Annotated in this window: 20 protein-coding genes; 11 read left to right on the top strand and 9 right to left on the bottom strand. The window is 39.4% G+C overall.

Annotated features, from left to right (window positions below):
• Nucleotides 1–87: 87 nt before the first annotated feature.
• On the top strand, nucleotides 88–1,284 hold the full coding sequence (locus HCU67_RS11085) for a DegT/DnrJ/EryC1/StrS family aminotransferase (RefSeq protein ID WP_168552687.1): 1,197 nt from the start codon (nucleotides 88–90) through the stop codon (nucleotides 1,282–1,284).
• A 6-nt stretch (nucleotides 1,285–1,290) separates the two neighbouring features.
• Here HCU67_RS11085 and ribB read toward each other — a convergent pair whose 3' ends face one another.
• The 8 genes from ribB to HCU67_RS11045 all read right to left on the bottom strand — a co-directional run bounded on the left by ribB (nucleotide 1,291) and on the right by HCU67_RS11045 (nucleotide 10,715).
• On the bottom strand, nucleotides 1,291–2,433 hold the full coding sequence (gene ribB / locus HCU67_RS11080) for a 3,4-dihydroxy-2-butanone-4-phosphate synthase (RefSeq protein ID WP_168553494.1): 1,143 nt from the start codon (nucleotides 2,431–2,433) through the stop codon (nucleotides 1,291–1,293).
• Nucleotides 2,417–3,895 carry an LptF/LptG family permease gene (locus HCU67_RS11075; protein ID WP_345890710.1) on the bottom strand — a complete coding sequence of 493 codons (1,479 nt, stop codon included), beginning with the start codon at nucleotides 3,893–3,895 and terminating at the stop codon, nucleotides 2,417–2,419. The genes ribB and HCU67_RS11075 overlap by 17 nt, the downstream gene beginning before the upstream one ends.
• Before the next feature lie 12 nt (nucleotides 3,896–3,907).
• A complete protein-coding gene (gene lolA1 / locus HCU67_RS11070) occupies nucleotides 3,908–4,552 on the bottom strand; it encodes an outer membrane lipoprotein periplasmic chaperone LolA1 (RefSeq protein ID WP_168552686.1) in 645 nt (214 codons plus the stop codon).
• A complete protein-coding gene (locus tag HCU67_RS11065) occupies nucleotides 4,552–6,957 on the bottom strand; it encodes a DNA translocase FtsK (RefSeq protein ID WP_168552685.1) in 2,406 nt (801 codons plus the stop codon). Before HCU67_RS11065 ends, lolA1 begins: the two co-directional genes overlap by 1 nt.
• 39 nt (nucleotides 6,958–6,996) lie before the next feature.
• Complete coding sequence (locus tag HCU67_RS11060; protein WP_168552684.1) at nucleotides 6,997–7,377, bottom strand: diacylglycerol kinase; 381 nt, start codon at nucleotides 7,375–7,377, stop codon at nucleotides 6,997–6,999.
• The gene (tpx, locus tag HCU67_RS11055) at nucleotides 7,370–7,876 is read right to left on the bottom strand and encodes a thiol peroxidase (RefSeq protein ID WP_168552683.1); all 507 of its coding nucleotides are present in this window, start codon (nucleotides 7,874–7,876) and stop codon (nucleotides 7,370–7,372) included. The genes HCU67_RS11060 and tpx overlap by 8 nt, the downstream gene beginning before the upstream one ends.
• A 67-nt stretch (nucleotides 7,877–7,943) precedes the next feature.
• Nucleotides 7,944–9,431, bottom strand: a complete 1,488-nt coding sequence (gene nhaC / locus HCU67_RS11050; RefSeq protein ID WP_168552682.1) for a Na+/H+ antiporter NhaC — start codon at nucleotides 9,429–9,431, stop codon at nucleotides 7,944–7,946.
• 63 nt (nucleotides 9,432–9,494) lie between these two features.
• Nucleotides 9,495–10,715 (bottom strand): aminotransferase class I/II-fold pyridoxal phosphate-dependent enzyme, encoded by a 1,221-nt coding sequence (locus tag HCU67_RS11045; protein WP_168552681.1) that lies wholly within the window; start codon nucleotides 10,713–10,715, stop codon nucleotides 9,495–9,497.
• A gap of 151 nt (nucleotides 10,716–10,866) precedes the next feature.
• Here HCU67_RS11045 and HCU67_RS11040 point away from each other — a divergent pair, with 151 nt between their 5' ends.
• The 3 genes from HCU67_RS11040 to lpdA all read left to right on the top strand — a co-directional run bounded on the left by HCU67_RS11040 (nucleotide 10,867) and on the right by lpdA (nucleotide 13,284).
• A complete protein-coding gene (locus HCU67_RS11040) occupies nucleotides 10,867–11,325 on the top strand; it encodes an Lrp/AsnC family transcriptional regulator (RefSeq protein ID WP_168552680.1) in 459 nt (152 codons plus the stop codon).
• Nucleotides 11,326–11,407: 82 nt separating this feature from the next.
• Entirely contained in the window at nucleotides 11,408–11,803 is a 396-nt protein-coding gene (locus tag HCU67_RS11035; protein WP_168552679.1) for a hypothetical protein, read from the top strand.
• 74 nt (nucleotides 11,804–11,877) lie between these two features.
• Nucleotides 11,878–13,284, top strand: coding sequence for a dihydrolipoyl dehydrogenase (lpdA, locus tag HCU67_RS11030; RefSeq protein ID WP_168552678.1), 1,407 nt, complete (start codon nucleotides 11,878–11,880; stop codon nucleotides 13,282–13,284).
• 3 nt (nucleotides 13,285–13,287) lie between these two features.
• On the opposite strand, the gene HCU67_RS11025 is transcribed toward lpdA, so the two are convergent.
• Nucleotides 13,288–14,490, bottom strand: coding sequence for an acyltransferase family protein (locus HCU67_RS11025; RefSeq protein WP_210423689.1), 1,203 nt, complete (start codon nucleotides 14,488–14,490; stop codon nucleotides 13,288–13,290).
• Nucleotides 14,491–14,611: 121 nt separating this feature from the next.
• On the opposite strand from HCU67_RS11025, the gene HCU67_RS11020 reads away from it, so the two are divergent.
• The 7 genes from HCU67_RS11020 (at nucleotide 14,612) to HCU67_RS10990 (ending at nucleotide 25,502) form a co-directional block, all read left to right on the top strand.
• Entirely contained in the window at nucleotides 14,612–15,145 is a 534-nt protein-coding gene (locus HCU67_RS11020) for an NADPH-dependent FMN reductase (RefSeq protein ID WP_168552677.1), read from the top strand.
• A gap of 4 nt (nucleotides 15,146–15,149) precedes the next feature.
• A complete protein-coding gene (gene tilS / locus HCU67_RS11015) occupies nucleotides 15,150–16,451 on the top strand; it encodes a tRNA lysidine(34) synthetase TilS (RefSeq protein WP_168552676.1) in 1,302 nt (433 codons plus the stop codon).
• A 30-nt stretch (nucleotides 16,452–16,481) separates the two neighbouring features.
• Nucleotides 16,482–18,878: a penicillin acylase family protein gene (locus HCU67_RS11010; RefSeq protein WP_168552675.1), complete on the top strand. Its 2,397-nt coding sequence runs from the start codon at nucleotides 16,482–16,484 to the stop codon at nucleotides 18,876–18,878.
• A gap of 70 nt (nucleotides 18,879–18,948) precedes the next feature.
• Nucleotides 18,949–21,729 carry a TonB-dependent receptor gene (locus HCU67_RS11005; RefSeq protein ID WP_168552674.1) on the top strand — a complete coding sequence of 927 codons (2,781 nt, stop codon included), beginning with the start codon at nucleotides 18,949–18,951 and terminating at the stop codon, nucleotides 21,727–21,729.
• A gap of 4 nt (nucleotides 21,730–21,733) precedes the next feature.
• Nucleotides 21,734–22,981: a DUF4249 family protein gene (locus tag HCU67_RS11000; protein ID WP_168552673.1), complete on the top strand. Its 1,248-nt coding sequence runs from the start codon at nucleotides 21,734–21,736 to the stop codon at nucleotides 22,979–22,981.
• On the top strand, nucleotides 22,978–24,192 hold the full coding sequence (locus HCU67_RS10995; RefSeq protein ID WP_168552672.1) for a DUF4249 domain-containing protein: 1,215 nt from the start codon (nucleotides 22,978–22,980) through the stop codon (nucleotides 24,190–24,192). The genes HCU67_RS11000 and HCU67_RS10995 overlap by 4 nt, the downstream gene beginning before the upstream one ends.
• Nucleotides 24,192–25,502 (top strand): DUF4249 domain-containing protein, encoded by a 1,311-nt coding sequence (locus HCU67_RS10990; protein ID WP_168552671.1) that lies wholly within the window; start codon nucleotides 24,192–24,194, stop codon nucleotides 25,500–25,502. The genes HCU67_RS10995 and HCU67_RS10990 overlap by 1 nt, the downstream gene beginning before the upstream one ends.
• Nucleotides 25,503–25,504 lie beyond the last annotated feature (2 nt).

Below are 25,504 nucleotides of genomic sequence, written 5' to 3'. Positions count from 1 at the left end.
GAATGACATCTTCAAAGGTTCAGTTGAAAATAGTGCTGATATTAATTGAGCTAGGTGTATTTTTGAAAGAAGATTTAAACTTTTGGTATGCCAGGATTCGAAGCTTTTGGTGAATTGGAAAAAAAACAGGTTCAAGATGTATTGGACAATGGAGTTTTAATGCGGTATGGATTTGATGGTATGCGCAATGGCCACTGGAAAGCCAAGGAACTGGAAGAAGCCGTAGCTAATCGAATGCAGACTAGTTTTTGCCACACCGTAAGTAGTGGTACTGCTGCTTTAACTGTCGCCTTAGCGAGCGCAGGCATTGGGGCGGGAGACGAGGTCATTATGCCAACATTTACTTTTGTCGCCAGTTTTGAATCCATTATCGCTTTGGGTGCAGTTCCAATATTGGTTGATGTAGATGACACGCTAACCTTAAAACCTGAGGCAGTTGAAAAAGCAATTGGACCAAAGACCAAAGTGGTCATGCCGGTTCATATGTGTGGTAGTATGGCGAACTTAGAAGCCTTAAAATCCATTTGTAAGAAGCATAATTTATTGCTCTTGGAAGATGCTTGTCAGGCCATTGGGGGTAGTTACAATGGCAAACCCTTAGGAAGTATTGGCGACCTGGGTTGTTTCTCTTTTGACTTTGTAAAGACCGTAACATGTGGAGAAGGGGGAGCGGTTATAACCAACAACCAAGACTTTTATGAGAATGCCCATATGTATTCCGACCACGGTCATGACCATATCGGAAATGATAGGGGAGGAGAGGCCCACCCTTTCTTAGGCTACAATTTTCGAATTTCAGAGTTGAATGCTGCCGTTGGTTGTGCGCAGGTTAACCGTTTGGATGAGTTTGTGGGTATTCAAAAAAGGAACTACACCATTTTACGAGAAGCACTTTCCAAGATTGAAGGAATTACATTTCGACGTGTACCCGAAGGCGGAGAAGAGAATCATTCGTTTCTGAATTTCTTTCTCCCTTCTGAGGAATTGGCGCGAGAAGCTCATAAGAATTTGGGACAAGCAGGAGTTGACGCTTGTTTTTATTGGTATGACAACAACTGGCATTACTATCGCAAGTGGGAACATCTAATTCAAAAAGTAGCCCTTGGAAAACTACCCGAGGCCGTATTGGATCAACTTCCAGACTATTCCAAAAGTGATTTCTCTGAATCAGACCATTGGGTTGGCCGAAATATTTCTTGTCTAATAAAATTGGGCTGGCCCGAAGAGGAAGTTCGGGAACGCGCGAAAACAATGTTTACTACACTGAGTAAAATAACGAAATAAGAAGACTCAATACCCAACATACTCAACAATCTCCAAACCATATCCAACCATTCCAACCCTACGGGTTTGTTGCGAGTTAGAGAGCAATCGAATTTTTGAAATGTTTAGGTCATGTAAGATTTGTGCTCCAATACCAAAGTCTTTGGCGTCCATATCAATCTTTGGAGCTTCTGAAATCCCTTGTTTTTGTAGCTCTTTGAATTCGCTTAAACGGTCCAATAATTCGTTGCCCTGTTGACTTTGGTTAATGAATACCATTGCTCCTTTTTCTTCATTGTTTAAGGTCTCAAACATCAACTTTAATTGCTTGTCCGGGTTTTTGGTCAAGGTCCCCAGAATATCGTTATTTACCTGACTGGAATTGATTCTGGTCAAAACGGGTTCATCTACCGACCATGATCCTTTGGTCAAGGCTATATGCACATTGTCGTTGGTGGTTTGTTGATAGGCTCGAAGTCTAAATTCACCGAAACGGGTGTTGATTTTGAAGTCTTCTTTCTTTTCAATAAGACTATCATGCTCCATTCTATAGGCCACCAAATCTTCAATTGAGACCAATTTCAAATCGAATTTTTGGGCAACCTCGAAGAGTTCGGGTAAGCGAGCCATGCTACCGTCTTCATTCATTATCTCAACTATAACACCTGCGGGTTTGAGTCCAGCCAAACGCGCAAAGTCGATGGCCGCTTCAGTATGTCCAGTACGTCTAAGTACGCCACCTTCCTTTGCAATCAAAGGGAAGATATGTCCTGGTCGTGCCAGTTCATGGGGTTTGGTCTGATTATCGACCAAAGAAAGAACAGTTTTGGCCCTATCTGCAGCAGAAATACCTGTGGTTACGCCATTGCCCCTTAAATCAACTGAAACAGTAAATGCCGTTTCGAGGGGGTCTGAATTATGGGTTACCATCTTGCCGAGACCTAAATCTTCACAGCGACCTTCAGTTAACGGGGCACAAATAAGTCCACGTCCATGGGTTGCCATAAAGTTTATCATTTCGGGGGTGGTAAGCTCGGCAGCGGCAACAAAATCTCCTTCATTTTCTCGGTTTTCATCGTCAACCACAATAATTACTTTGCCTTGACGAATGTCCGCTATGGCTTCTTCAATCGTATTCAATTGAATTCGCTTGTCAGCTGTTGTCTGCATCATCTTTCTTTTTCTTGAAAACTCGTGTAAATCCATCCAAAATATTGCCAATACTCATTAATCCTTTATCAGCTGTAGCCCGTCTAGTCAGTATTATACTAAAGGGAAACATAATCAGCGTTGAAAACCAAGCGCCTATCATCGGTAGCATGTTGCCTTTTTTTGCATAGTTTTCGGCGAATACACCTAAAAAATAGTAGGCCAAGAATAGAACAATGGCAACCACCATTGGCAGGCCAATACCACCTTTTCTAATTATCGCCCCTAAAGGTGCACCTACAAAAAATAGAATTATACAAGAAAATGCCAAGGCGAATTTCTTATGCAACGAAAGAATATGTCGGTTGTAAACTTCATATCGTTTGCCCAATTCTTCTTTTTTTCCACGAATACTGTTCAATACGTTGCCCACAGCGTTTTTTGCATTTTCTAGGACTTGCGTTTTTTGCCATTCCGGTAATAGCGATGCCAAATCAACATCTTTTGCTACCACAACAGTGTCATTTATGGTCTTTGTTTCAACTTTGCGTTTGTTCAAGGAGTCGCGGTCGCTGATTAAAAAAGCCCCCATTCTAGAGGTAATGTTTTTGGAAAAGGCTTTTACTTGGTTGATGTTGTTTTTTCGCAAGGAATCAATATCCTTTCGGAGCCTCACAACATTTTTCATTTTGTCAGTGGTGATGTCTGATTCTGCCTCTAAATCTTGATTGTTCAGTTCTGAAATGTCAATGTTCTTTATATAGGTTTCGAACTCTGAACGAGCGAACGGATGCTTCCGTTTGTTTTTGTTTGATTTTGGCTGTACCTCTTCGTAATAGTGCCCATCTTTAAGAACTAAAGAGATCAAATCAGATTCCTCACTACTTATCAGTTCACCCTCCTTGGCTTTAATGACCGTAGTGTTTAGCGAATTCTGCTTCTGGTGGATGATGATGTCTTTTAAGAACTGATCATTATCCCCAGCTTTTTCGCTGACCTTCATATTCATGTCGGCACCTTCAATGTCGCTAAAAACACCCTCTACAATTACCGCTGCAGGTTTTACTTTGGCGATGTTCTTACGCATATTGAAAATTTTCTGCTCTGAAACAGGAATGACATTGTTAGCTAGAAAAAAAGTAGCAATACCCAGTATGGTTACGAATACGACAATACTGCGCATCGCTTTTTGAAGCGAAATTCCGGAAGCCTTCATGGCTGCAAATTCATAATTTTCAGCAAAGGTGCCGAAAGTCAGTATTGAAGATAAAAGTACCGTCAGCGGTAATACCTTATCAAGTAGGGAAGGGGTAAGGTAAAAAAGGAATTTGCCAATAATAATGAGGTCCAGATCCTTGCCTGCTAAGTCATCAATAAAAAGCCAGATGGTCTGGAAAATAAAGATGACCATTAAGACGGCAAAAGAACCAAAAAAGTTATAAAGAAAACGCGATAAAACGTATCGGTCAATTATGGGCAACACCTGCTGAATGCATTAATTCTTAATGATATAATAGCCTTCATTCTTGTATTTGGCTTCGTCAAAAGTAAATAAGCTTTTTGACAAGGGTTGATTGGTTTTGAAAGAATTAACGGTGATGGTCGTTTTGGTGCCATTTTTACCGGTTTCAATCAACTTGTGAATATGTTTTGTTTGTGTGTCAACACCCAATAAGATTGACTTAATCTCGGTATTACTATCAATTGGGGATAATTTGATGAACTGAATTTGCCTTCCACTACTATTTTGAAGGATATCCCAAGCATAATTATGACCGGTTTTATAAAAGGTCAGCATTTTAGAAGGAGTGACGGTTTCATCATTGTCTATTTGATCTTCTATTGTTACTTCTTCATTTTCAGGCACTATGGTGTATAATTTTTTTCCATCAAAAAGTTGGGTAGAACCAAATAGATTAGCGAGGTAGTTATCCCCCTTCAATGTGACATTACCATTGGTTTCCTGTTTAATTCCTGCCTCGCTGTTTTCTAAGGAGTAGGTAAAGTCAATTTTGATGTTCTCGTAGGAAACGACCTTGGTGTAAACTTCATCTAATAGCGTTTTCGCCTTTTCTGAGTTTTGCGCATTTAGAGTGAATGCGAATGTGAATATGGATAAAAAGAAAAGTACTTTTTTCATTATGTGTTTGTTTCGTTTTGCAATAATAGTTCTAAACTGTGCATATCTGGTACTAAAACCTGTCTGGCCTTACTTCCTTCGAAGGGACCGACGATACCTGCAGCTTCCAACTGGTCGATAATTCGACCGGCACGGTTATACCCTAATTTTAATTTTCGTTGGATTAGGGAAGCCGAACCCTGTTGTGCAATTACTACAACTTCTGCAGCTTCACGGAATTTTGAATCCCTATCCGAGATATCATAATCAACTCCCGTGCCAGAATCATCACTACCGACATATTCTGGTAATAAATGTGCGTCAGGATACGCCCGTTGTGAACCAATATACTCTGTAATCTTAGCAACCTCAGGGGTGTCAACAAATGCGCATTGCAGTCGAATTACATCGTTGCCCTGTGTAAACAACATGTCACCTCGACCGATTAACTGATCAGCACCTTGTGAATCTAAAATGGTTCTGGAATCAATTTTTGAAGTTACGCGAAATGCCACCCGAGCCGGGAAATTAGCTTTAATTATTCCGGTTATGACATTGACCGACGGTCTTTGTGTCGCAATAATCAAGTGGATACCAATGGCCCTTGCCAATTGTGCCAACCGCGCAATAGGTGCTTCAACCTCTTTGCCTGCAGTCATGATTAAATCGGCGAACTCATCTACGATTAGAATGATGTAGGGCAGGAACTTATGGCCATCATTTGGATTTAATTTTCGATTTCTAAACTTGGCATTGTATTCCTTTATATTTCGAACCATTGCCAATTTCAATAATTCATATCGCTGGTCCATTTCGATACAGAGCGAGTTCAGCGTATTGATTACCTTGGTATTATCTGTAATGATAGCTTCTTCAGAATCCGGAAGTTTTGCCAAGAAATGCCGTTCAATTTTATTGTAAAGTGTCAATTCAACCTTTTTAGGGTCGACGAGTACAAATTTGATTTCTGCAGGATGTTTTTTGTAGAGCAGGGAGGTGATAACCGCATTTAAACCTACCGATTTACCTTGACCTGTTGCACCAGCCATTAACAAGTGGGGCATTTTGGCTAAATCGACCACGAAAGTCTCATTGCTGATGGTCTTACCGAATGCAATGGGCAATTGCATTTCTGCCTTTTGAAATTTGCTCGATGAAATTACCGAACGCATAGAAACAATTGTTGCGTTCTTATTTGGGACTTCAATTCCGACAGTACCTTTCCCTGGAATTGGTGCTATAATTCGAATGCCCAATGCTGCTAAAGAAAGGGCAATATCGTCTTCTAAGTTTTTGATTTTGGAAATTCGAATACCGGCCTCAGGAACAATTTCGTAAAGCGTTACAGTTGGCCCAATGGTCGCTTTGATTTGCGAAATTCCAATCTTGTAATTTTTAAGTGTAGAAACAATTTTGTTTTTGTTCTCCTCTAATTCTTCTTGGTTGATGGTGATGCCACCTGAAACTCCGTGGGGGTCCAGAAGATTTAAAGGTGGAAATTTGTATTTGGCCAAATCAAGTTTTGGGTCATAGAAACCGTATTTCTTCACCAAATTGTCGGCTTTGATATCGGTAACCTCCTTTTCTTCAACAACCTCCTCAACCTTTAAGGCAATTTGTTCTTCTTCAATTTCAGGAAGGTTTACATCGAGACCTGCTTCAGGATTGACGGACGGAATGTCTTTTTTATGGGTATATGCATCATTTATGGTCAGACTTGGACCGTCAGGAGCCTTATCCAAATCAAATTCCACTGTTGGATTATCTTCAGAAAGTACAGTTTGAGCTGTTTTCTTTTCTCTTTTTTGCCGAGGTTTTCGTTCCGGTATTTTAATCCCTGCTTCGCGAAAATAATTTCCGATGGCTTCTGGAGAAAAATTAAACAATCGAACAGAAACTACGACCAACATAAAAATCAGGACTAGAAAAATTCCTATCCTACCAATATAGTCTTGCAGAAAGTCATTCATCTCATAACCTACGACACCGCCTAATAACGGTTTTTCGAAGAAGAAAAAGCCTAGTGAAATGGAAATCATGATAACTGCCAATAATCCCCATATCCATTTGCTCCATAACTTTTTGCTATCAAGGCCAAGAAATAGGTATAGACCTGTTATTGCCAATAATAGTGGAAAGACAAAAGCTGCTAAGCCAAAGCCTTTGTACATAAAAAAGTGACTGACAGCTGCTCCGAATTTATTCAATAGATTTTTTGCATTGGCATTTCTATCGGAAAATTCGGTAAGCAAGCTTTGATCAGCTTGCCAAGTGAAAAAGTAGCTTAAGAACGAAAAGAAAAGCGCTATGCTCAATACAATGAGCAAACTCCCAAAGATGATTTTATTTTGTTTGGAAAAGGTGAAACCCGAAGATTTCTTCTTTGCAGTTGTTTTCGCTTTCGATGTTCTGCGCTTCTTGGCCATTTAGCGTTTACTTGGTTTTTAAATTTACGGTTACAGTCCTTAAATAGTTGTTAGTGCCATTATTTTTGGAATGTATATAATGAGGCCAATGAGCACGGCAACAAGGCTCACAATCATTACGGCACCTGCCGAGATGTCTTTTAGGAAACCAATTTTTTCGTGATGGTCTGGGTGCACAAAGTCAGCCAGTTTTTCAATTGCAGTGTTCACGCCCTCAATACCCATAACGAGACCAATGGCAAAGAATTGTAACATCCATTCGGTATTCGAAATTTGTAAAGCGAATCCTATAATGGTCATTAAAATAGCGATGCCGAATTGCACTTTAATACTGGCCTCGGTCTTTACCAATAAAAGTGCGCCTTTAAGTGCAACTTTTACACCCTTGATCCTATTTTGCAACAAGGTTTCCTTAGGCATCCATTAAGGCTTCTAACGCAGCTTTATAATTGGGTTCGTCAGCAATTTCAGCTACCTGCTCGGTATGCACAATCGTTCCTTCGGTATTAAGGACTACAATACATCTTGAATGTAAACCCTTAAAAGGGCCATCGGCAAATTCCAATCCGTAACTCTTTCCAAAATTTCCCGATTCAAAGTCTGATAACATTTCTACATTCTCAATGCCCTCAGCACCACAAAATCGTTGTTGGGCAAAAGGTAAATCCCTAGAGATACATAAGACTTTAGTGTTTTCGAGTTCAGCTGCTTCTTGGTTGAATTGGCGTACTGAAGCAGCACAAGTACCAGTGTCAACACTTGGAAAAATGTTCATTACGACCTTCTGGCCGCTGTAGTCATCTAAACTGGCTGGTGATAGGTCAACCTTTTTGAGGTCGAAGTTTGGTGCGGAAGTGCCTTTTGAAGGTAATTCTCCTGATGTTGTAACGGGTGTTCCCCCTAAAGTAACTGATGCCATATATTTTCTTTGTTGTAGTAAATAATTGTAAATGAAGGTGCAAAATTACTAAAAAGCCCAATGCATTTTATGCATTATTTGGCAAGGCCAATTGCTTGATTTTAATTTTGAATGCAGCAAAAAGAAGAGTCATAAACGGACTCAGCCAATTGAAAATTGCATATAGGAAATACTCACCAACGCCAACACCCAATACACCTGAATGGTACGCACCGCAAGTATTCCAAGGAACAAGCACAGAGGTGACAGTTCCGGAATCCTCTAAAGTTCGACTAAGATTCTCAGGAGCTAACCCTCGTTCCTCATAGGCTTTAGAGAACATTTTTCCTGGTACCACAATAGCCAAATATTGATCCGAGGCTGTTACGTTTAGCGCCAGACAGCTCCCAACGGTGCTGGCAAACAATCCAAAGGTGGTTTTCGCAAGATTCAACAAGGATTTTGTAATGCGTTGTAATGCACCAATACCATCCATTATTCCTCCAAAAACCATGGCGCAAACAATCAACCAAATGGTGCCTAACATTCCGGCCATACCTCCTGAAGAAAACAAATCGTTCAGAGCAGCATCGCTAGTTTCAATTGAGGTGTCGACGGTAATCGCATTCAAAATACCCTTATAGCCTGTAGCAAAATCCAATGCTTCACCACCGCCAATCTTTGCAACGATATCAGGTTGAAAGAACAGTGCAAAAACACCGCCAAGCAATGTTCCGATAAGCAACGCCATTAGAGGAGGGGCCTTTTTAACAATAAGAAAGATAACTACCAACGGAACTATAAATAGCCATCCGTTTATATTGAAGGCCGCATCGATATTCGCTAAAATAGCATCAGTGTCTGCTACACCAGAAGTTTCAATTGTAAACCCGAGGATAATGAATACTAAAAGGGTTACCGTGATTGTTGGCACCGTAGTCAAGGTCATATATCTTATATGTGAAAACAACTCGCCTCCTGCCATGGCCGGTGCTAAATTGGTTGTATCACTAAGGGGCGAAAGCTTGTCTCCGAAATAAGCTCCTGATAGCACTGCCCCAGCAGTCATTCCCAGCGAAATCCCCAAAGCTTCACCGATTCCAATTAGTGCAATTCCCACGGTCGCCGCTGTAGTCCAGCTACTTCCCGTAGCAATTGAAATGATAGCACAAATGATGACACAAGCCGCTAGAAAAATAGTTGGATTTAATATTTGCAAGCCGTAATAAATCATTGCAGGGATAATTCCACTAACCAGCCAAGTACCCGAAAGTGCCCCAACCATTAATAAGATTAGGAGAGCTCCAGTTGTTGAGCGAACGTTTTCGGCAACTTCTGCCAACATTTGTTTGTAGGATACCTTGTTGAAGAAACCAACTATTGCAGCAACCGCACCACCAAGTAATAGAATGAATTGATTTGAGCCGCTCAAGGCATCATCGCCGAATACGTAAACATTATAGGCCAACATGCCTACAAGGGCGAAAACAGGAATAAGGGCTTCCCAAATATTCAATTCAACGTTTTCGACAACGTTTTCTTCTTCGCGAAATTTTGGCTTTTTGTTTTCTGGCATGGTTTGGTTACTAGATTAAGGATAATAATACAATTTATACCCTTGATCTGCAAACCAAATTAATTAGACCGATAGCGCTAAAGTTTCAAAAATGCCTAGTTGCTCCATACATTTCCGCATCCTTAAATAAGTGTTTTCAATATCGTTATCCAGACCAATTGAAAATCGTATCAGGCCATCTGTCAAACCCATCTCTTGTTGTTCTTCAAGTGGTATTTCTGAAGATGTCGAAGTGCCCGGAGCACTGAATAGCGTTTTGTAAAATCCTAGACTTACCGCCAAGTACCCGAGGTTCTCTTTTTGCATGGATTCCATCAATAAATTCGCTTTTTCCAATGAACCAACATCTATTGTCAACATACCACCAAAACCATATTCAGCGTTCATTTGCCTCTTAAGGTCCTTGTGGCCACGATGGGATTCTAGACCAGGATAAACAACACGAAGGCCATCAGTCTCAAATTTCTCCGCTAAGTACTGTGCATTTTCACTGTGTTTTTTCATTCGAATATGTAGTGTGCGCATATTTTTAAGAATAGAAGAGGCACGCAAGCTATCAAGGGTACTGCCCATAAGCATGCCCGCACCATCATTAACATCCTTCAAGGCCAAACAAAATTCAGTAGAGGCACAAACAGCTCCTGCCACACAATCACTAGTACCGTTAATAAATTTGGTCAAACTATGTATCACAACATCCGCTCCCAAATCTGCTGGTTTAATGGTAAGGGGAGAGAAGGTGTTGTCAACCACCAAAGCAATTCCATATTTCCTAGCTAATGCCGATAGCCCTTCGATATCAGCTATTTCCAAAAGCGGATTACTGACTGATTCGCAGTAAAGGACTTTAGTTGTTTCTGTGATTGCAGCTTCAACTTTTTTAAGGTTGGTGATATCTACAAAACTTGTATTGATATGTAACTTTGGAAGGAAGTTCTTCATTAGGGCATAGGTACCACCATAAATGGTTCTACTGGCAACGATATGTTGGTTGGCAGCGCACAATTGCATTACGGTTGCTGTTATGGCACCCATACCACTTGCATAAACATTTGCCGATTCCGTATTTTCCAATGCAGCCATTGCCTCACCCAAATATAAATTGGAAGGGGAGGAGTGACGGCTATACAAGTAACAACCTTCGGTATTCCCTTCGAAAGTATCGAACATGGTTTTGGCTGATAGAAAGGTGTAAGTGGAAGAATCAGAAATCGATGGGTTTACACCACCGAATTCCCCAAAATAATGTAAGTCCTGTAATTGTTGTGCTGCTTTGGATTTCATTGAGATGATTTTTATTCAAAAGTCTAATTAACTTGATTAAAAATCAATCATATTGTATATATTTAGAAGCATAATCTAGATAATACTAAATAATAGATTTACGTTCTAAATTTAGTAGTTTGATTCTAGCTTAACAGAAAAATTACTGCCTATGGATTTGGATGAAATCGACAAGAAGCTCCTAAATCTTCTGCAAAAAGATTGCAAAAAGACCACAAAGGCTTACGCCCTTGAACTTGATCTTTCTACCACTGCAACTTATGAACGAATACGAAAATTAGAGCGTGAAGGTGTAGTTGAGGGGTATGTAGCTATTTTGGATAAGTCAAAAATCAAAAAGGACTTCACAGTTTTTTGTAATGTGCGATTAATACAACATACAAAAGATAATATCAAACGATTTGAAAAACAGATTCAGGAATTGGTAGAGGTTACCGAGTGTCACCACATCAGTGGGGACTATGACTATATCTTGGTTATCAATGTTGAAAACATGAAGGCATACCGTGAATTTATGGTTAGCAAGCTCACTGCAATAGATCAGATTGGTAGCACACAAAGCTCATTTTCAATAGATGCTGTGAAACAAACCACTCAAATACTTTTGTAAAAGTTTAACCTAATCTACTGTTAAAAGGCATCTCTTAAGGACATATTACTGCTAATTTGGAGGGTATCAATCCAATCAAAAAATGAGCAGACGACTATATACCACTCTCATTTCGGCTGCAACCGTTATGGGAGTTTTAATTTTGGTCTTATACACAACACTAACCAAATCCGTTTTTTTTAAAGGTTTTTCCCTATGTACAGCTTCGAATACTGAACTTGTATTATTGGAATCCTCTCTTTTTGCTTCTGCATGGGTGAGTGGTTTTATTGTGTCTTTAATGGTAGTCAGAAAAAGCATCTTACCACATATTTTTGTATCCCTATTCATACTGGCGAAATTCATGATTTTTGAGAATTGTGAGGGTTTTCAAGGCATCTTGAGCTTTGAGTCCGGTTCAAATGCGATGCTTCTAGCTGGGTTGTGGGCCGGCCATCTTAGTGCGGTTCGATTTCCATTAATGCCCATGAATGGGTGAAGATTATTCCTTAAAACATTCGTATTTTTGATGTTGTTTTAAACACAATTCGATTTTAAAAATCCATAAGATTTATGAGTCAATATGATGTAGCCGTAATCGGCTCGGGACCAGGTGGCTATGTGGCCGCAATTCGTTGTGCCCAGTTGGGAATGAAAACTGCCATAATTGAAAAGTATGCCACATTGGGTGGTACTTGTTTAAATGTTGGCTGCATACCTTCTAAGGCCTTGTTGGATTCATCGCATCATTATGAAGACGCGGTCAAACATTTTGAGGAACATGGTATTGAAATTCCAGGTGAAGTCAAAGTCAATTTAAAGCAAATGATTGCCCGTAAAGATGGGGTAGTAGACCAAACCACCAAGGGAATTCAATTTTTGATGGATAAAAATAAAATTGATGTTTTTGAAGGTGTAGGAAGCTTTACCGATGCTACCCATATAGAAATCAAAAAGTCTAAGGGAAAATCAGAGACCATTGAAGCGAAACATACCATTATAGCTACTGGGTCAAAACCGTCGACCTTGCCATTTATCGAGATAGATAAAGAGCGTATCATCACTTCAACTGAGGCCTTGAAACTTCCTGAGATTCCAAAGCATATGATAGTCATTGGTGGAGGCGTAATTGGATTGGAGCTGGGCCAAGTGTACAAACGATTGGGAGCTGAAGTGACCGTTGTTGAATATATGGACCGTATTATACCCGGAATGGATGGAGCGCTTTCAAAAGAACTGATGAAGGTGTTGAAAAAACAAAAGGTAAAATTCAACCTTTCACATAAGGTCAAGTCTGTTGAACGTAAAGGAAATGAAGTCATCGTCAAAGCAGACGATAAAAAGGGTCAGGAGGTAGAATTCAAGGGTGATTATTGTTTGGTGTCAGTTGGAAGACGGCCGTATACTGATGGATTGAACCTTGAAGCTGCTGGCGTTAAGCTTGATGACCGGGGTCGAGTTGAAGTAAATGACCATTTACAGACCAGTATATCCAATATTTATGCAATTGGAGATGTGATTCGCGGTGCCATGTTGGCGCACAAAGCAGAGGAAGAAGGTACCATGGTCGCTGAAATTTTAGCCGGTCAGAAGCCACATATCAACTACAATTTAATACCAGGGGTGGTGTATACCTGGCCTGAAGTTGCCGCCGTTGGCAAAACCGAGGAAGAATTGAAAGAAGCAGGAGTAGAATACAAGTCAGGTCAATTTCCAATGCGAGCATTGGGAAGGGCGAGGGCAAGTATGGATATTGATGGTTTTGTGAAAATTCTGGCTGATGCCAAAACGGACGAAGTTCTCGGCGTACATATGATTGGAGCTCGTTGCGCAGATTTGATTACGGAAGCTGTCACGGCAATGGAGTTTCGAGCTTCAGCAGAAGATATGTCTAGAATGAGCCATGCACACCCGACCTATGCTGAAGCGGTTAAGGAAGCTGCATTAGCCGCAACGGACAATAGGCCGCTGCATATTTAAGGGTTAGTTTCTGATAAGACCGAACAAGCGCTGAAGTAGTATTCGCAACCGATGTACCAATCCTTTTATTAAGGGCAATGAGTTTTGGTATACCCAAAGTAGTTGTTCCTTCCCAAATTGAATGGCTGTAGTTAATTGTTGCTTGATTTCGACCTCGTGCTTCATGTATTTCAGTGAAATACCCGTACAAGCGAGCATGAATAGAAGTGCTCCTGGAATAACGATTAGCGGTTGTAGTTCATGGTGAAAGAACCTGTAAAGGCCCAATCCGGTAAAACTACCATATAGAATTATAAAGTGGACCACATAAATGGTCAACGTACTCGCGCCAATTTTTAGAATCGTTTTATTGGTCAACAAACTTCTAACCAATATAAATACGGCAAACACCAAAAAAACATCACCAAGACGAATAAAGAGGTAGTTATTTGATTGTATCATGTTGAACAAGCCTAAACCGCTCGTTTCATAAAGCCAAGCAAAAAGGGGAGATGAAAAGAACAATAAGGAGCTACCAATTATAAGTGCCATTATAATTGCTGTTGGATATAGGTATTTAAAATCCTTAAATCTTTTGAATAGCAGGGCTAAAGCTCCACCAATGGTGGCATAACCTAACCAGGGTATTATGGTGAAAACCGAGCCATTGACCTTGTTTAGATAATTTGCAATTCCGACTGGCAAAAACCCATAATTGAACTGCTTGTAAATTGGTTCAAACAGAAACAATAACAAGGTTATTGAAACTAAAATCAATGGAAAGACAAATTTCTTTCTTTTAGAGGCAAACAAATAAACACCAATAATTGCGAGTATTGAAAGACCAATGCAGTGAAGCACATCGACCAAAAAGAAAGCTCCGTAAATTTCTCCTTTGAATAGCCCAAAGAGGTTAAGTCGTAGCAGATATCCAATTAATAACAATTGTAATCCGCGGCGAATACCCTTTTTTACCCTCGGATTTTCAAAACCGATTTGGGGTACACGTACCAATAGATAAGTGAATATAAACCCGGAGACGGTAAAGAATACCGGGGCGGTAATTCCTCTAAAATACAACCAAATATTATAGGCAGCGTTCGATGAATCACGAAAAGAGGGTTCTAAAAGGCCGTCAATAAAATGCCCTTGCAGCATCATTAAGATGGCCCATGCCCTCATGGCATCTATAAAAAAAAGGCGGTTCGACTGCGTTTTGATCTCCATTTGTAAACCTATATACTCTTTCCGGTCGTATTTGGATTTTTAACAGGGCGAAATTAGAGAAAATCCATACAAAACCATCTGATTTAGGGTATTTTAGCGAAAAACCTATTTATTTTAAAAAATGGCTCAACTTTTAGCATTTGCAGGGAGTAATTCTTCAACTTCCATTAATTATAAATTAGTAAAATACACTGTTAAATTGGTCGAAGGTCACCAGATTCAAACCTTGAACCTAGCGAATTACCCTTTCCCGATGTTCAGTGAGGATACCGAAAAAAAAGAAGGCTATTCCAATTCACTGGTCGAATTCAAAAACGACATCCAGAAGGTTGATGGACTTATCATATCTGTAAATGAACACAATGGGAATCCTTCTGCCTATTTTAAAAATGTGTTGGATTGGCTTTCTCGTTTAGAGCGAAAATTTCTTTTGGACAAAAAGGTTTTGCTAATGTCAACCGCACCAGGAAAAAGGGGAGGAATTGGTGCACTGGGTGTAATTGAGAGTCTCTTACCTCGATTTGGTGCTGAGATTTGCGCCACTTTTTCACTCCCGTTTTTCCATGAGAATTTTGATGCGGATTTGGGTATTACTGATTCAGAATTGTCAGATGCCCATAAAGAAGCTTTGCAACGCTTTTTAAACAGTTTATAGTCTTTTGCTAGAAAAATTTAAAGAACATATTGCTCAGTGGCATTGGAAAACGAATAAGACCTCACTATTAATTGCTTGTAGCGGTGGACTTGACAGCATAACCCTGGTTCATTTGTGTCATGAATTGAAGTTGAATTTTGCCTTGGCGCATTGCAATTACAAGCTTAGGGGAAAGGATAGTGATGCAGATGAAACTTTAGTACGTGAATTAGGGGATTCGCTGAACAAAAGGGTTTTTGTAAAAAGTTTTGACCTCAAATCAAATGAAAAAAAGGGTTCAATTCAAACGACAGCCAGAGATTTGCGTTACCAATGGTTTAAAGAACTGATTTGGGAACATGGTTTCAAAAATGTGCTTACCGCGCATCATTTAGATGATAACCTCGAAACGTTTTTAATTAACCTCTCGCGCGGCACCGGATTAGCTGGTTTAACCGGAATTCCCGAAGAAAATGGGCGCATAATCCGACCTTTGTTACAATTTACAAGAGATGAAATTAAGGACTATGCCTTAGATAACAATTTGAATTGGAGGGAAGACGCCAGCAATTCGGAAACAAAATATTTACGAAATAAAATCAGGCACGAGGTTGTGCCCAGTCTAAAGGACCTGAACCCAGAATTTCTTCAAAACTTTGAAAAGACCCTGAATCACTTGGGTTCGACAAAAGAGATTTTGAAACGTTACAAATTTGAAATCCAAAAGAAACTGTTTGAATTGAAGGATAATTTCATCAAGATTTCAATTAAAAAATTGCAAAAGCAAAATCCTAAAGAGGACCTTCTATACTTAATCTTTGCTGAATTTGGATTTACCCAGTGGGAGGATATGCTACGCTTATTGGATGGAACTAGCGGTAAGGAAATTCGTTCCAACACACATCGGTTATTAAAAGATCGTAAAAGTTTAATTCTGCAAGCTTTACCGTCAACAGAAAGTCAAGACGCCATTTCAATTCAAGAAACAGATAAAAGAATTGACAAACCTTTAAAACTCAATTTTGAATTGGTCGAAGAATTCGATGGGTTCACAAAAAACACGCTTTATGTTGATAAGGATAAGCTTAAGTACCCTTTAGTTCTAAGAAAAAAAAGGAAAGGAGATTGGTTTGTACCATTTGGTATGGAAGGCAAGAAAAAACTTTCCAAATTTTTAAAGGATGAGAAGATAGACCAATATACCAAGGAAGAAGTGTGGCTTTTATGTTCGAACGATCAAATTGTCTGGGTAGTAGGTTATCGCGCTGACAATAGATTTAAAGTCGAAAAATCAACACAACAAATTCTGAGGGTCAAAATTGGTTAAATTTGGGAACTAACGTAACTCAAAGACCAAATGAAAAAGCGGTACAAGTTTCTTCTCATTCTCTTAGGTATCCTAATCTTGTTGATTTTCGGCGGATTTTTATTTCTAAATTCCTTAACTCCAACCTACGAAGGGGAACACGATTTAGAAGGTATTTCTGCAGAAGTTGAAGTTTATTTTGATACTTATGGTATACCTCATATTTATGCTGATAACGAATCAGATGCATTAACTGCCTTGGGCTATGTACATGCACAGGACAGACTTTGGCAAATGGAATTGTTACGGAGGGCTGGTTCTGGAAAGCTCTCTGAAATCTTTGGGGAAGTTACCTTGGAAACAGACAAGTTCTTTTTGTCTTTAGGTATTGATGAATATAATGAGGACAATTTGGCCAGTATGGACCCAAATGACCCCGTTCTTAAATTGTCCGAATCTTATTTAAAAGGTGTAAATCAATTTATTGAATCAGGCCCTACACCAGTTGAGTTTTACCTAACCGGGCTAGAAAAAAGTCCATTTGAAATAAAAGACGTAATGAATGCTGTAGCGTATATGGGTTTTACCTTCAATAAAGGTGCAAGGGATATCGTGAACACAAACTTATTAGGGCGCCTAGATTCTATATACACGGCCGAATTGTTTGAAGAGAACCCAAATGATGCTATAAAAATTCCGTATTACCAAGACTCTACGAGAACAGATTTGGTGGCTATTCATGAGAAAATCAATCATGCACTTGAGAATCTTCCAATTCCTGAAATATATGGCAGTAATAGTTGGGTTTTGGCCTCTGAAAAAACGGCCACAGGTGCAGTTTTATTTGAAAACGACCCACATATTGCTCAAGCACAACCTTCTGTTTGGTACGAGGCACACCTGGTTACCCCAGATTATGAAAAATACGGATATTACTTAGCAGGGGTGCCTTTTCCTTTGTTGGCACACAATAGAAAAATGGCCCATGGGTTGACAATGTTGGCTAATGACGACACTAATTTTTACTACGAGGAGAATCATCCTACTGACACCACTTTATACAAGTTTAAAGACGAGTGGAGAAAGTTCGAGTATGTTTCTAAAACCATTAAGGTTAAAGAGGTTGGTGACGTTGAGTTCCAATATAAGAAGACCCACCGCGGCCCCATAGTGAACGCCAATTATGCCAATAGAACTCGGGTTATTGTTGATACTCCGGTGAGTATGCACTGGATTTATACACAGTTTGAGAATCAAATGCTGCATGGTTTATTTGAATTGAATCACGCAAATTCAATTGATGAATTTGAAGCCTCTTTACCTAAAATTCATGCACCAGGTTTAAATGTCATGTATGGCGATGCAGAAGGCAACGTCGCGTGGTGGGGAACGGCCAAACTTTATCGAATGCCAGATAGCACAAGTACAAAATTTATTTTAGATGGAGCTTCTGGAGAAGATGACCCTTTGGAGTATCTTGATTTTTCAAAAAATCCAAGATGTATTAATCCTCCACAGAATTATGTCTTTTCGGCAAACAACCAGCCAGATTCGACCGCAGGAATGTATGTTCCAGGATATTTCTCAAAATCATGGCATCGCGCAGGGCGCATTGTTGATGCAATGAACGAAAAACCGCTTGGATGGACACGTCAAGATATGGCAGATCTTGCCAATGACGTTGAACTTAGAACGGCATCGGAGTTTTTAGTTGATTGTCTGTCAGCTGTTGACGTTGACAAGCTAAACGAGACTCAAGTGGCCTATGTTGAAAAATTATTGGATTGGGACGGAACCTTTGGTCTAAAGAGTATTGGAGGCGTTTTTTACGAAAAATTCAGAGATAACCTTCATAGAGAATTATTCGCTGATGAATTTGATTCTATGGAAGAATACTATTCCTATGGAAATCAATTAAAACTTCACAAGGTTTTTGAAAATGAAGATTCCGCTTGGTGGGACAATGTTACTACAACAGATATCAAAGAGTCGAAGTCTGCAATCTTGGCCGCAACTTTCGACGTGACATGGAAAGAATTGTCGGCTGCATATGGCGATGATACCGAAACATGGACCTGGGATAGGGTTCATTTTTTAGAACACGACCATCCAATTGGCCGTGTGGAATCGTTACGAAAATATTTTAATGTAGGTCCTTTTCCTTCAGTAGGTACAGGTGAGACATTGAACAATCAAGGATTCAGAACCTTGGAAGATGGCTCTTACAAAGTTACCAGTATACCATCAACAAGGCGCATCATCGACTTTTCCGATATTGAGAATAGCATAAGTATTCTACCTACTGGGCAGTCTGGGAATCCCATGAGTAAGCATTACAAGGACCAAGCCGAAATGTATGTGAATGGTGAGTTCCGAAAAATGATGATGAATGAGCAAGAAATTAAGGCTAATTCTGAGGATAAATTAGTCTTCACCTTAAAAAATTGACATCTCCGTAAGGGTATATTTTTTAATCATTTTTAGTCGTATCTTTTAGCTGAATAGCTAATTCGACCAAATGTTTAAACCGACCAATCTACTGGTATGTACCCTTATTTTATTGGGTGTATTTGTTAGAGGGCAGGATGTTCCTGCTAAAATGGAGTTTGATAGTATTCCATTGAAATCTGCCATTTTACAATTAGAAAAATCATCGGGGTATCAATTCTTCTTCCTTGATGATTGGGTTAATAATAAATATGTGAATGGAACTTTCGATGCAGATTCCCTTTCTACCATTCTCGACCAACTTTTAAACGAAACGGAATTAAATTACTTTGTTAGGGATAGTGAAAAGCGAATTTTTCTTCAACAAAATAGTTTGGTATATGATGAGCTACCATTTGGTTTTGTTGATGAAACCGATTCACTTCAATTGGCCGAGCAACAAAATCGTATCAATCAAAATATTCCTCCACCTTCTTTTTATGATGTTCCAAAGTCTGAAGGCAAAAGAAGATACCCACCAGTAAGAATTGGAAAGACTGACCGAGATAACCTAAGATCATTTTACAATTTATCTGGACAAATCTTGAATGCCAGAACAGGCGAGGCTATTCCAGACTTGGCAATACAAATAAAAGGCTCAAACAGGGTAGCCGTTACCGACGAGCAGGGTAATTATCAAATTCAAATTCCTGCAGGCTACAATTTATTGACAACCTCGGCAATGGGTATTGAGGGTACAGAACGAGAAGTAATCATGTACAATGATGGCAGACTCAATTTAAGACTTAAAGAGGGTTTGGAAGAGCTTGATGAAGTTGTTGTTGAAGCAGATGCGGTAAGCAACGTGGTGGATTCACAGACAGGAACAGAACAAATCGATGCAGAAGAATCAAAGAATATTCCATTGGTACTTGGTGAACGAAACATATTAGAGGTGGCAAAGGCATTACCAGGTATATCTTCTGCCGGAGAGGGCGCCACCGGTTTGAATGTAAGAGGAGGCAAAACCGACCAGAATCTGGTATTATTGGATGATGCTGTAATTTACAATCCAACCCATTTTTTTGGCATTTTTCAAGCTTTGAATCCCTTTACGACGGAACGTGTGAACATCTATAAAGGTTCAGTACCTATGGAATTTGGTGGCCGTTTATCTTCCGTATTTGATATAGAAACCAAAAATGGCAATGTTGAAAAATTATCAGGTGAAGGTTCCATTGGTCCAGTAACCGGAAATTTAGCCTTGGAAATCCCGCTAAAAAAAGAAGCATCTTCAGTAATTGTAGGAGCTAGGGGTGCTTATGCCGATTGGATTTTGAGATCTTTAGACGATGAATCATTGAACAACAGTCAGGCGTCTTTTTTTGATGGAATTTTAAAATACCACCACAAATTCAATGAGAACAGTGAAGTTCGTGGTACCGCCTATTTCAGCAGGGATGATTTCAGTATTACCTCAGATTCACTTTATAATTATAGTAACCGACTGTTTTCCACTAGATGGGCACATCGTTTGGGTGAAAAAACAAATGGTGTACTAACAGCGGGGAATAGTGACTATCGTTTCGGAATTGATTTTGATGGGGAAGGTAACCGTGATTTTGAGTTGGACTATGCTATTAATGAAACCGAACTTCGGTACAAATTAAATACCCGCTTAAATGACAAACATAGCTTCGATTATGGTTTTTCAGGTAAATTCTATAGTGTAAATCCTGGCAGTATTGAACCTGCGGGCTCGGAATCCGATATTCAGAACATCGAGATTGCTCGAGAAAGGGCAGTGGAAGGAGCGTTGTTTCTGGGCGACGAAATCAAATTATCCGATAAACTCTTGGTAAATCTTGGCGTACGTTATGCCTTCTTTGCAGCATTGGGTGACGGTACCCAAAGAACTTATGAAGAGGGTTTTCCAAGAAACGAATCCACGGTTCGTGACACCATAACTTATGATAGCGGAGAAGTTATAGAAACCTATGGCGGACCAGAAGCGCGTGTTTCTGCTCGTTATCTATTTACGCCAGATTTTTCCATTAAGGCAAGCTTTAATAATTCTTATCAATTTCTGCATACCCTCACCAACAATACTACGGTCTCGCCAATTGACACTTGGAAATTGTCTGATTTGAACATTGAACCCCAAACAGGCTATCAAGCGGCTTTGGGTTTGTATCGAAACTTTAATGACAACATGTACGAAGCCAGTATCGAGGGCTATTACAAACGCATGCAGAATGTACTCGATTTTAAAACGGGTGCTAATCTCTTTTTAAATGAGAATGTCGAAACCGAGATTTTACAAGGTGATGGAAAAGCCTATGGTGTGGAGTTTTTACTGAAGAAAAATAGGGGAGACTTTAATGGGTGGTTAAGCTATACCTATTCAAGGTCATTGTATCGTTTTGATAGCCCATTTAGTAGCGAACGTATTAATAATGGAGAGTTTTTCCCTTCAAATTTTGACAAGCCTCATGATGTTAGCTTGATTGCTAATTACCGTTTAACAAGAAGGTTCAGTTTTTCAATGAATTTCGTTTATCAGACGGGTCGCCCAGTAACCTATCCTATTGGTACTTTTCGTTTCAACAATGCCGACTTTGTAGCCTTCAGTGAACGAAACCAGTTCCGCATTCCAGATTTTTATCGTTTGGATTTGGGCATAAACATCGAAGGCAACCACAAAAAGAATAAACTGGCCCACAGTTTTGTGACTATTCAGGTTTACAACGTTTTGGGTAGAAATAATCCCTATTCCGTATTCTTTGTAACCGAAAACGGTGAAGTTAGGGCGTTGCAAAGCTCAATTTTTGCAATCCCAGTACCCTCAATTACGTATAACTTTAAATTTTGATTTTGTGCGTGGGATAAAAAACATATTTAAAATAAGTATTGCTTGGACTCTGGTCATTGCGCAATCATGTATAGAAGAAATACAACCTCCAAGTATTGAACAGACGGAGTCATTACTTGTGGTTGATGCGAGAATTTCGGACAGGCCCATAAACCAAGAAATCATATTGAGCCGATCTTTCCAACTTGAAGAAGAACCTGTTTTCGAAACGGGGGCAGAGGTGTTTTTGGAGGGCAGTTCGGGTATAAGGTTTAATTTTCTTGAAACCCAACCTGGAACGTATGTTAGTGAATCAGCTCTGGTAATCAATCCTTCCGAAGGCTACAGTTTGAACATTACCCTTAGCGATGGGAGTTCTTTTGGATCCGAACAGGAATTCTTACCCCGAAAAGTGGAAATAGGTGATATTGAATTTAAAAGGGAATTCAATGGTTTTGATGAAGAAGGTGTCGGAATTTATGTGAAAAATTCTTCAACAAATGGTGATCCAAACTTTTTTAGGTATGAGTATGAAGAGACCTACAAGATTATTGCTCCTAATTGGGACCCTTTTGAATTTGATGTAGTTCGATATGAACCGTGTTTTCCTGATCCGTTTGTCGTTGAAATAAAACCTAGGGTAGAGGAGACAAAGACATGTTACGCATCCTACAGTTCAAGAGACATAATTTTGGCTTCAACAGAAGACCAAGTTGAAAATGAGATTGTCAAAAGCATACGTTTTCTTAGTCGTGATAACTATATTATTTCCCATAGGTACAGCATTTTGGTAAACCAATATTCCCAAAGTGTTGATGCCTTTTCGTTTTATGAAAGTTTGGACGATTTTTCGTCTTCAGACTTGGTTTTTTCTCAAGTACAGCCAGGTTTGATTGATGGAAATATTTCGGCTAAAAATAATTCTTCCGTCGACGTCATTGGCTTCTTTGAATTAAGTTCTTTTAGTTCCAAACGGGTTTATTTCAATTATGAGGATTTATTTCCTGGTGAAGAACTACCACCCTATGCGGTAAATTGTGAAACTGTAGGAAACCCAAGGCTATGGCCTGAAGCTTACCATTGTTTTGCGGAAGGAATTTGTGATGGCAATTGCAATTCTCCACTTATAGATCAAATTCTTGCAGGTACTTTGGTATTTGCAGCAGAAAAAGAAGATGATTTTTTAAGCCCTTTCTTCACTTTACCATCGCCTTGCGGTGATTGCACCAAACTTGGAAGTAATGTGGTACCTGAATTTTGGTCTGAAGAATGAAAAAAGTGCTTTCTAACATATTGTTCATTTCTTTAGGCTTGTTGTTGGCATCATGTGTTGAACCATTTGAAATTCCAGAAGATACCTTAACGAATAGTGATTTGCAGGATGTTCTGGTCGTTGAGGCCAATCTTACAGACATAATTGAAGAGCAAGAAGTACTTCTTTCTAAAATTCGTGCTTTCAATTTTGATGCCGTTCAAAATTCTATTCAGAATGCCACAGTAAGAATAATTGATGGAAATGGATTGGAGTTTCTTTTTGAGGAGACCGAATCTGGTAAATATGTTTCACAGCTTAAGTTTGCAGCTGTCTCTAATGTCAATTACCAATTACAGGTTCAAATTGGCAACAAGAATTATGAGTCAACTTTCCAAAGATTAAGAAACAATTCTCAAATTGATAGCATCTATGCTGAAAGAATAACAACTGATGAAGGGCAAGAGGGGATAGGAATATTCATAAATTCTAAAGTCGAAAATGGACAATTGGCCACATTTCGATACCAATTTGAAGAAACCTATAAAGTTATAGCCCCTCTATGGTCTCCATTCGATATGGTTGTTTTAGATCGCACACCCCCTTATGAATTTGGATTAGTACCCAAACAGGAAGAGAAAAGGGTATGTTATGGAACGCAAAAATCAAACGAAATAATCTTAAATGAGGTCGGTGATGTTCTAACGGGAAATTTAAATCGCTTTATGGTGCGTTTTATTCCTAAAGATGATTTTATCATTTCTCATCGCTACAGTATTTTGGTTAAACAATTTGCTGTAAATCAAGCTTCATTTTCTTATTATAAAACCTTAGAAAAGCAGTCTACCAATGAAAACGTGTTTAGTGGTATTCAACCTGGTTTTATTGAAGGAAATATCAAAAACACCCAAGATATAGATGAATTGGTAATAGGTTTTTTTGATGTGAGCAGTGAGTCAAACAAACGGTTGTTTTTTAACTATACTGACTTTTTTGGTGATGATGAACTACCACCTTATGCAATAAGTTGCAGTTTTTTAGGTGCGCCACAAGAGATTTTGCCAGGAGGGGGCTCACCTTTATTGGACGCAATAGATAGTGGGGATTTTGTTTATGTAAGGGATAATGTGGGGCAAGTGGAATCTGGAGGTCCATTTTTAACAGCGCGAAGGGCTTGTGGAGATTGTACAGCTCTGGGCAGTAATCAACTACCTGAATTTTGGACGGAATAATGAAGAAAAATCGGTACATAAAGTTGTTTTGGTTTCTCGGCGTTTTGGTTTCGATTAGTTCTTGTGTAGAGGAACTTGATATCGAAAATGTTGCTAATGAAAATGGGGGAATGTTAGTGGTCGAGGCCACGTTCACAGATAATTTAGAAACGCAACAAGTATTTTTAACACGTTCAGTAGCCCGCTTGGATATTGAAACGGATACGACTTATTTCAGGTTTCGACCTTTAGGTTTGGGCCTACAGGATTCTGTTGAATACGAAGAAAACGCACGTGTGGTATTGATTGGGTCCGATGGGAACAACTTTGATTTTTTTGAGGAACAACAGGGTGTATATTCTTCAACCCAAAGTTTTGCACTGCAACAAGGGGTTGAATATCGATTGCAGATTTCTACCTCATCCAATATAGATTATGAATCCGATGCTATTAGTTTACCTGCAACTTCTCGTCTGGCAAATCTCTATGCTGAACGAATTACAACTGATTTAGGAGAGGAAGGAATTCAAATTTTTGCAGATAGTGAGCCCATTGGCTCGGGCTCTCCAAATTACAGGTACACCTATGATGAAACTTATAAGATTGTAGCACCATTCTGGCGCGAGGAAGATTATGTACTTACTAATTATGACCCATGCGCACTACCTGTTCCAACCTACGATTTGGAAATTTTACCGCGTGAGGTTCAGAATCAAATTTGTTATAGCACAGTAAAATCAAATACGGTGATTCAAAGTGAAGTACAAACCTCGGGAAATTCCGTCCAAAGATTCCCGGTAAGGTTCATACCAAAAGATAATTATGTTACGGCACACCGATACAGCATTTTGGTTAGGCAACTTGTACAAAATTCAGCTTCATTCGATTTTTATAATGCCTTAAAAGAATTTTCAGAAAATGACAACCTATTCTCGCAAGTACAACCAGGACCTTTGGCAGCTAATGTTACGAGGTCTGACGGTACACAAGAAACGGTTTTGGGCTATGTAGATGCCAGTACTGTTTCTGAACAACGTATCTATATCGAGTTCAACGATTTTTTCCCTGGTGAACCTTTACCGGATTATCCATTTCCGTGTACGCTCGAATCTGCGCCCGAATCACATGTTTCGTATTGTTTTACAGGATTGAACGCCAACTCATGCCCCCCTTCTGTAATTGAAAGGGTAAACGATGGTTTAATAAATTATGTCGGAGAAAATATTGATAATATCGGAGTATGTCCTGGTATAGATGTATTTGTTGCCAGAGTTTGCGGTGATTGCACGTTGATAGGTCAAAACACTCCACCAGATTTTTGGGAGGAATAAAA

This window comes from Croceivirga thetidis, assembly GCF_012272815.1.
GTDB classification, from domain to species: Bacteria; Bacteroidota; Bacteroidia; order Flavobacteriales; family Flavobacteriaceae; genus Croceivirga; species Croceivirga thetidis.
The sequence above is the reverse complement of the archived record's forward strand: the minus strand, read 5'-3'. Positions and strand labels throughout refer to the sequence as shown.

What these genes read in the sequence shown, in the direction of transcription:
- HCU67_RS11085 (WP_168552687.1), top strand. Translation starts at nt 88, where the DNA reads ATGCCAGGATTCGAAGCTTTTGGTGAATTGGAAAAAAAACAGGTTCAA.
- ribB (WP_168553494.1), bottom strand. Translation starts at nt 2,433, where the DNA reads ATGCAGACAACAGCTGACAAGCGAATTCAATTGAATACGATTGAAGAA.
- lolA1 (WP_168552686.1), bottom strand. Translation starts at nt 4,552, where the DNA reads ATGAAAAAAGTACTTTTCTTTTTATCCATATTCACATTCGCATTCACT.
- HCU67_RS11065 (WP_168552685.1), bottom strand. Translation starts at nt 6,957, where the DNA reads ATGGCCAAGAAGCGCAGAACATCGAAAGCGAAAACAACTGCAAAGAAG.
- HCU67_RS11060 (WP_168552684.1), bottom strand. Translation starts at nt 7,377, where the DNA reads ATGCCTAAGGAAACCTTGTTGCAAAATAGGATCAAGGGTGTAAAAGTT.
- tpx (WP_168552683.1), bottom strand. Translation starts at nt 7,876, where the DNA reads ATGGCATCAGTTACTTTAGGGGGAACACCCGTTACAACATCAGGAGAA.
- nhaC (WP_168552682.1), bottom strand. Translation starts at nt 9,431, where the DNA reads ATGCCAGAAAACAAAAAGCCAAAATTTCGCGAAGAAGAAAACGTTGTC.
- HCU67_RS11045 (WP_168552681.1), bottom strand. Translation starts at nt 10,715, where the DNA reads ATGAAATCCAAAGCAGCACAACAATTACAGGACTTACATTATTTTGGG.
- HCU67_RS11040 (WP_168552680.1), top strand. Translation starts at nt 10,867, where the DNA reads ATGGATTTGGATGAAATCGACAAGAAGCTCCTAAATCTTCTGCAAAAA.
- HCU67_RS11035 (WP_168552679.1), top strand. Translation starts at nt 11,408, where the DNA reads ATGAGCAGACGACTATATACCACTCTCATTTCGGCTGCAACCGTTATG.
- lpdA (WP_168552678.1), top strand. Translation starts at nt 11,878, where the DNA reads ATGAGTCAATATGATGTAGCCGTAATCGGCTCGGGACCAGGTGGCTAT.
- HCU67_RS11025 (WP_210423689.1), bottom strand. Translation starts at nt 14,490, where the DNA reads ATGGAGATCAAAACGCAGTCGAACCGCCTTTTTTTTATAGATGCCATG.
- HCU67_RS11020 (WP_168552677.1), top strand. Translation starts at nt 14,612, where the DNA reads ATGGCTCAACTTTTAGCATTTGCAGGGAGTAATTCTTCAACTTCCATT.
- HCU67_RS11010 (WP_168552675.1), top strand. Translation starts at nt 16,482, where the DNA reads ATGAAAAAGCGGTACAAGTTTCTTCTCATTCTCTTAGGTATCCTAATC.
- HCU67_RS11005 (WP_168552674.1), top strand. Translation starts at nt 18,949, where the DNA reads ATGTTTAAACCGACCAATCTACTGGTATGTACCCTTATTTTATTGGGT.
- HCU67_RS10995 (WP_168552672.1), top strand. Translation starts at nt 22,978, where the DNA reads ATGAAAAAAGTGCTTTCTAACATATTGTTCATTTCTTTAGGCTTGTTG.
- HCU67_RS10990 (WP_168552671.1), top strand. Translation starts at nt 24,192, where the DNA reads ATGAAGAAAAATCGGTACATAAAGTTGTTTTGGTTTCTCGGCGTTTTG.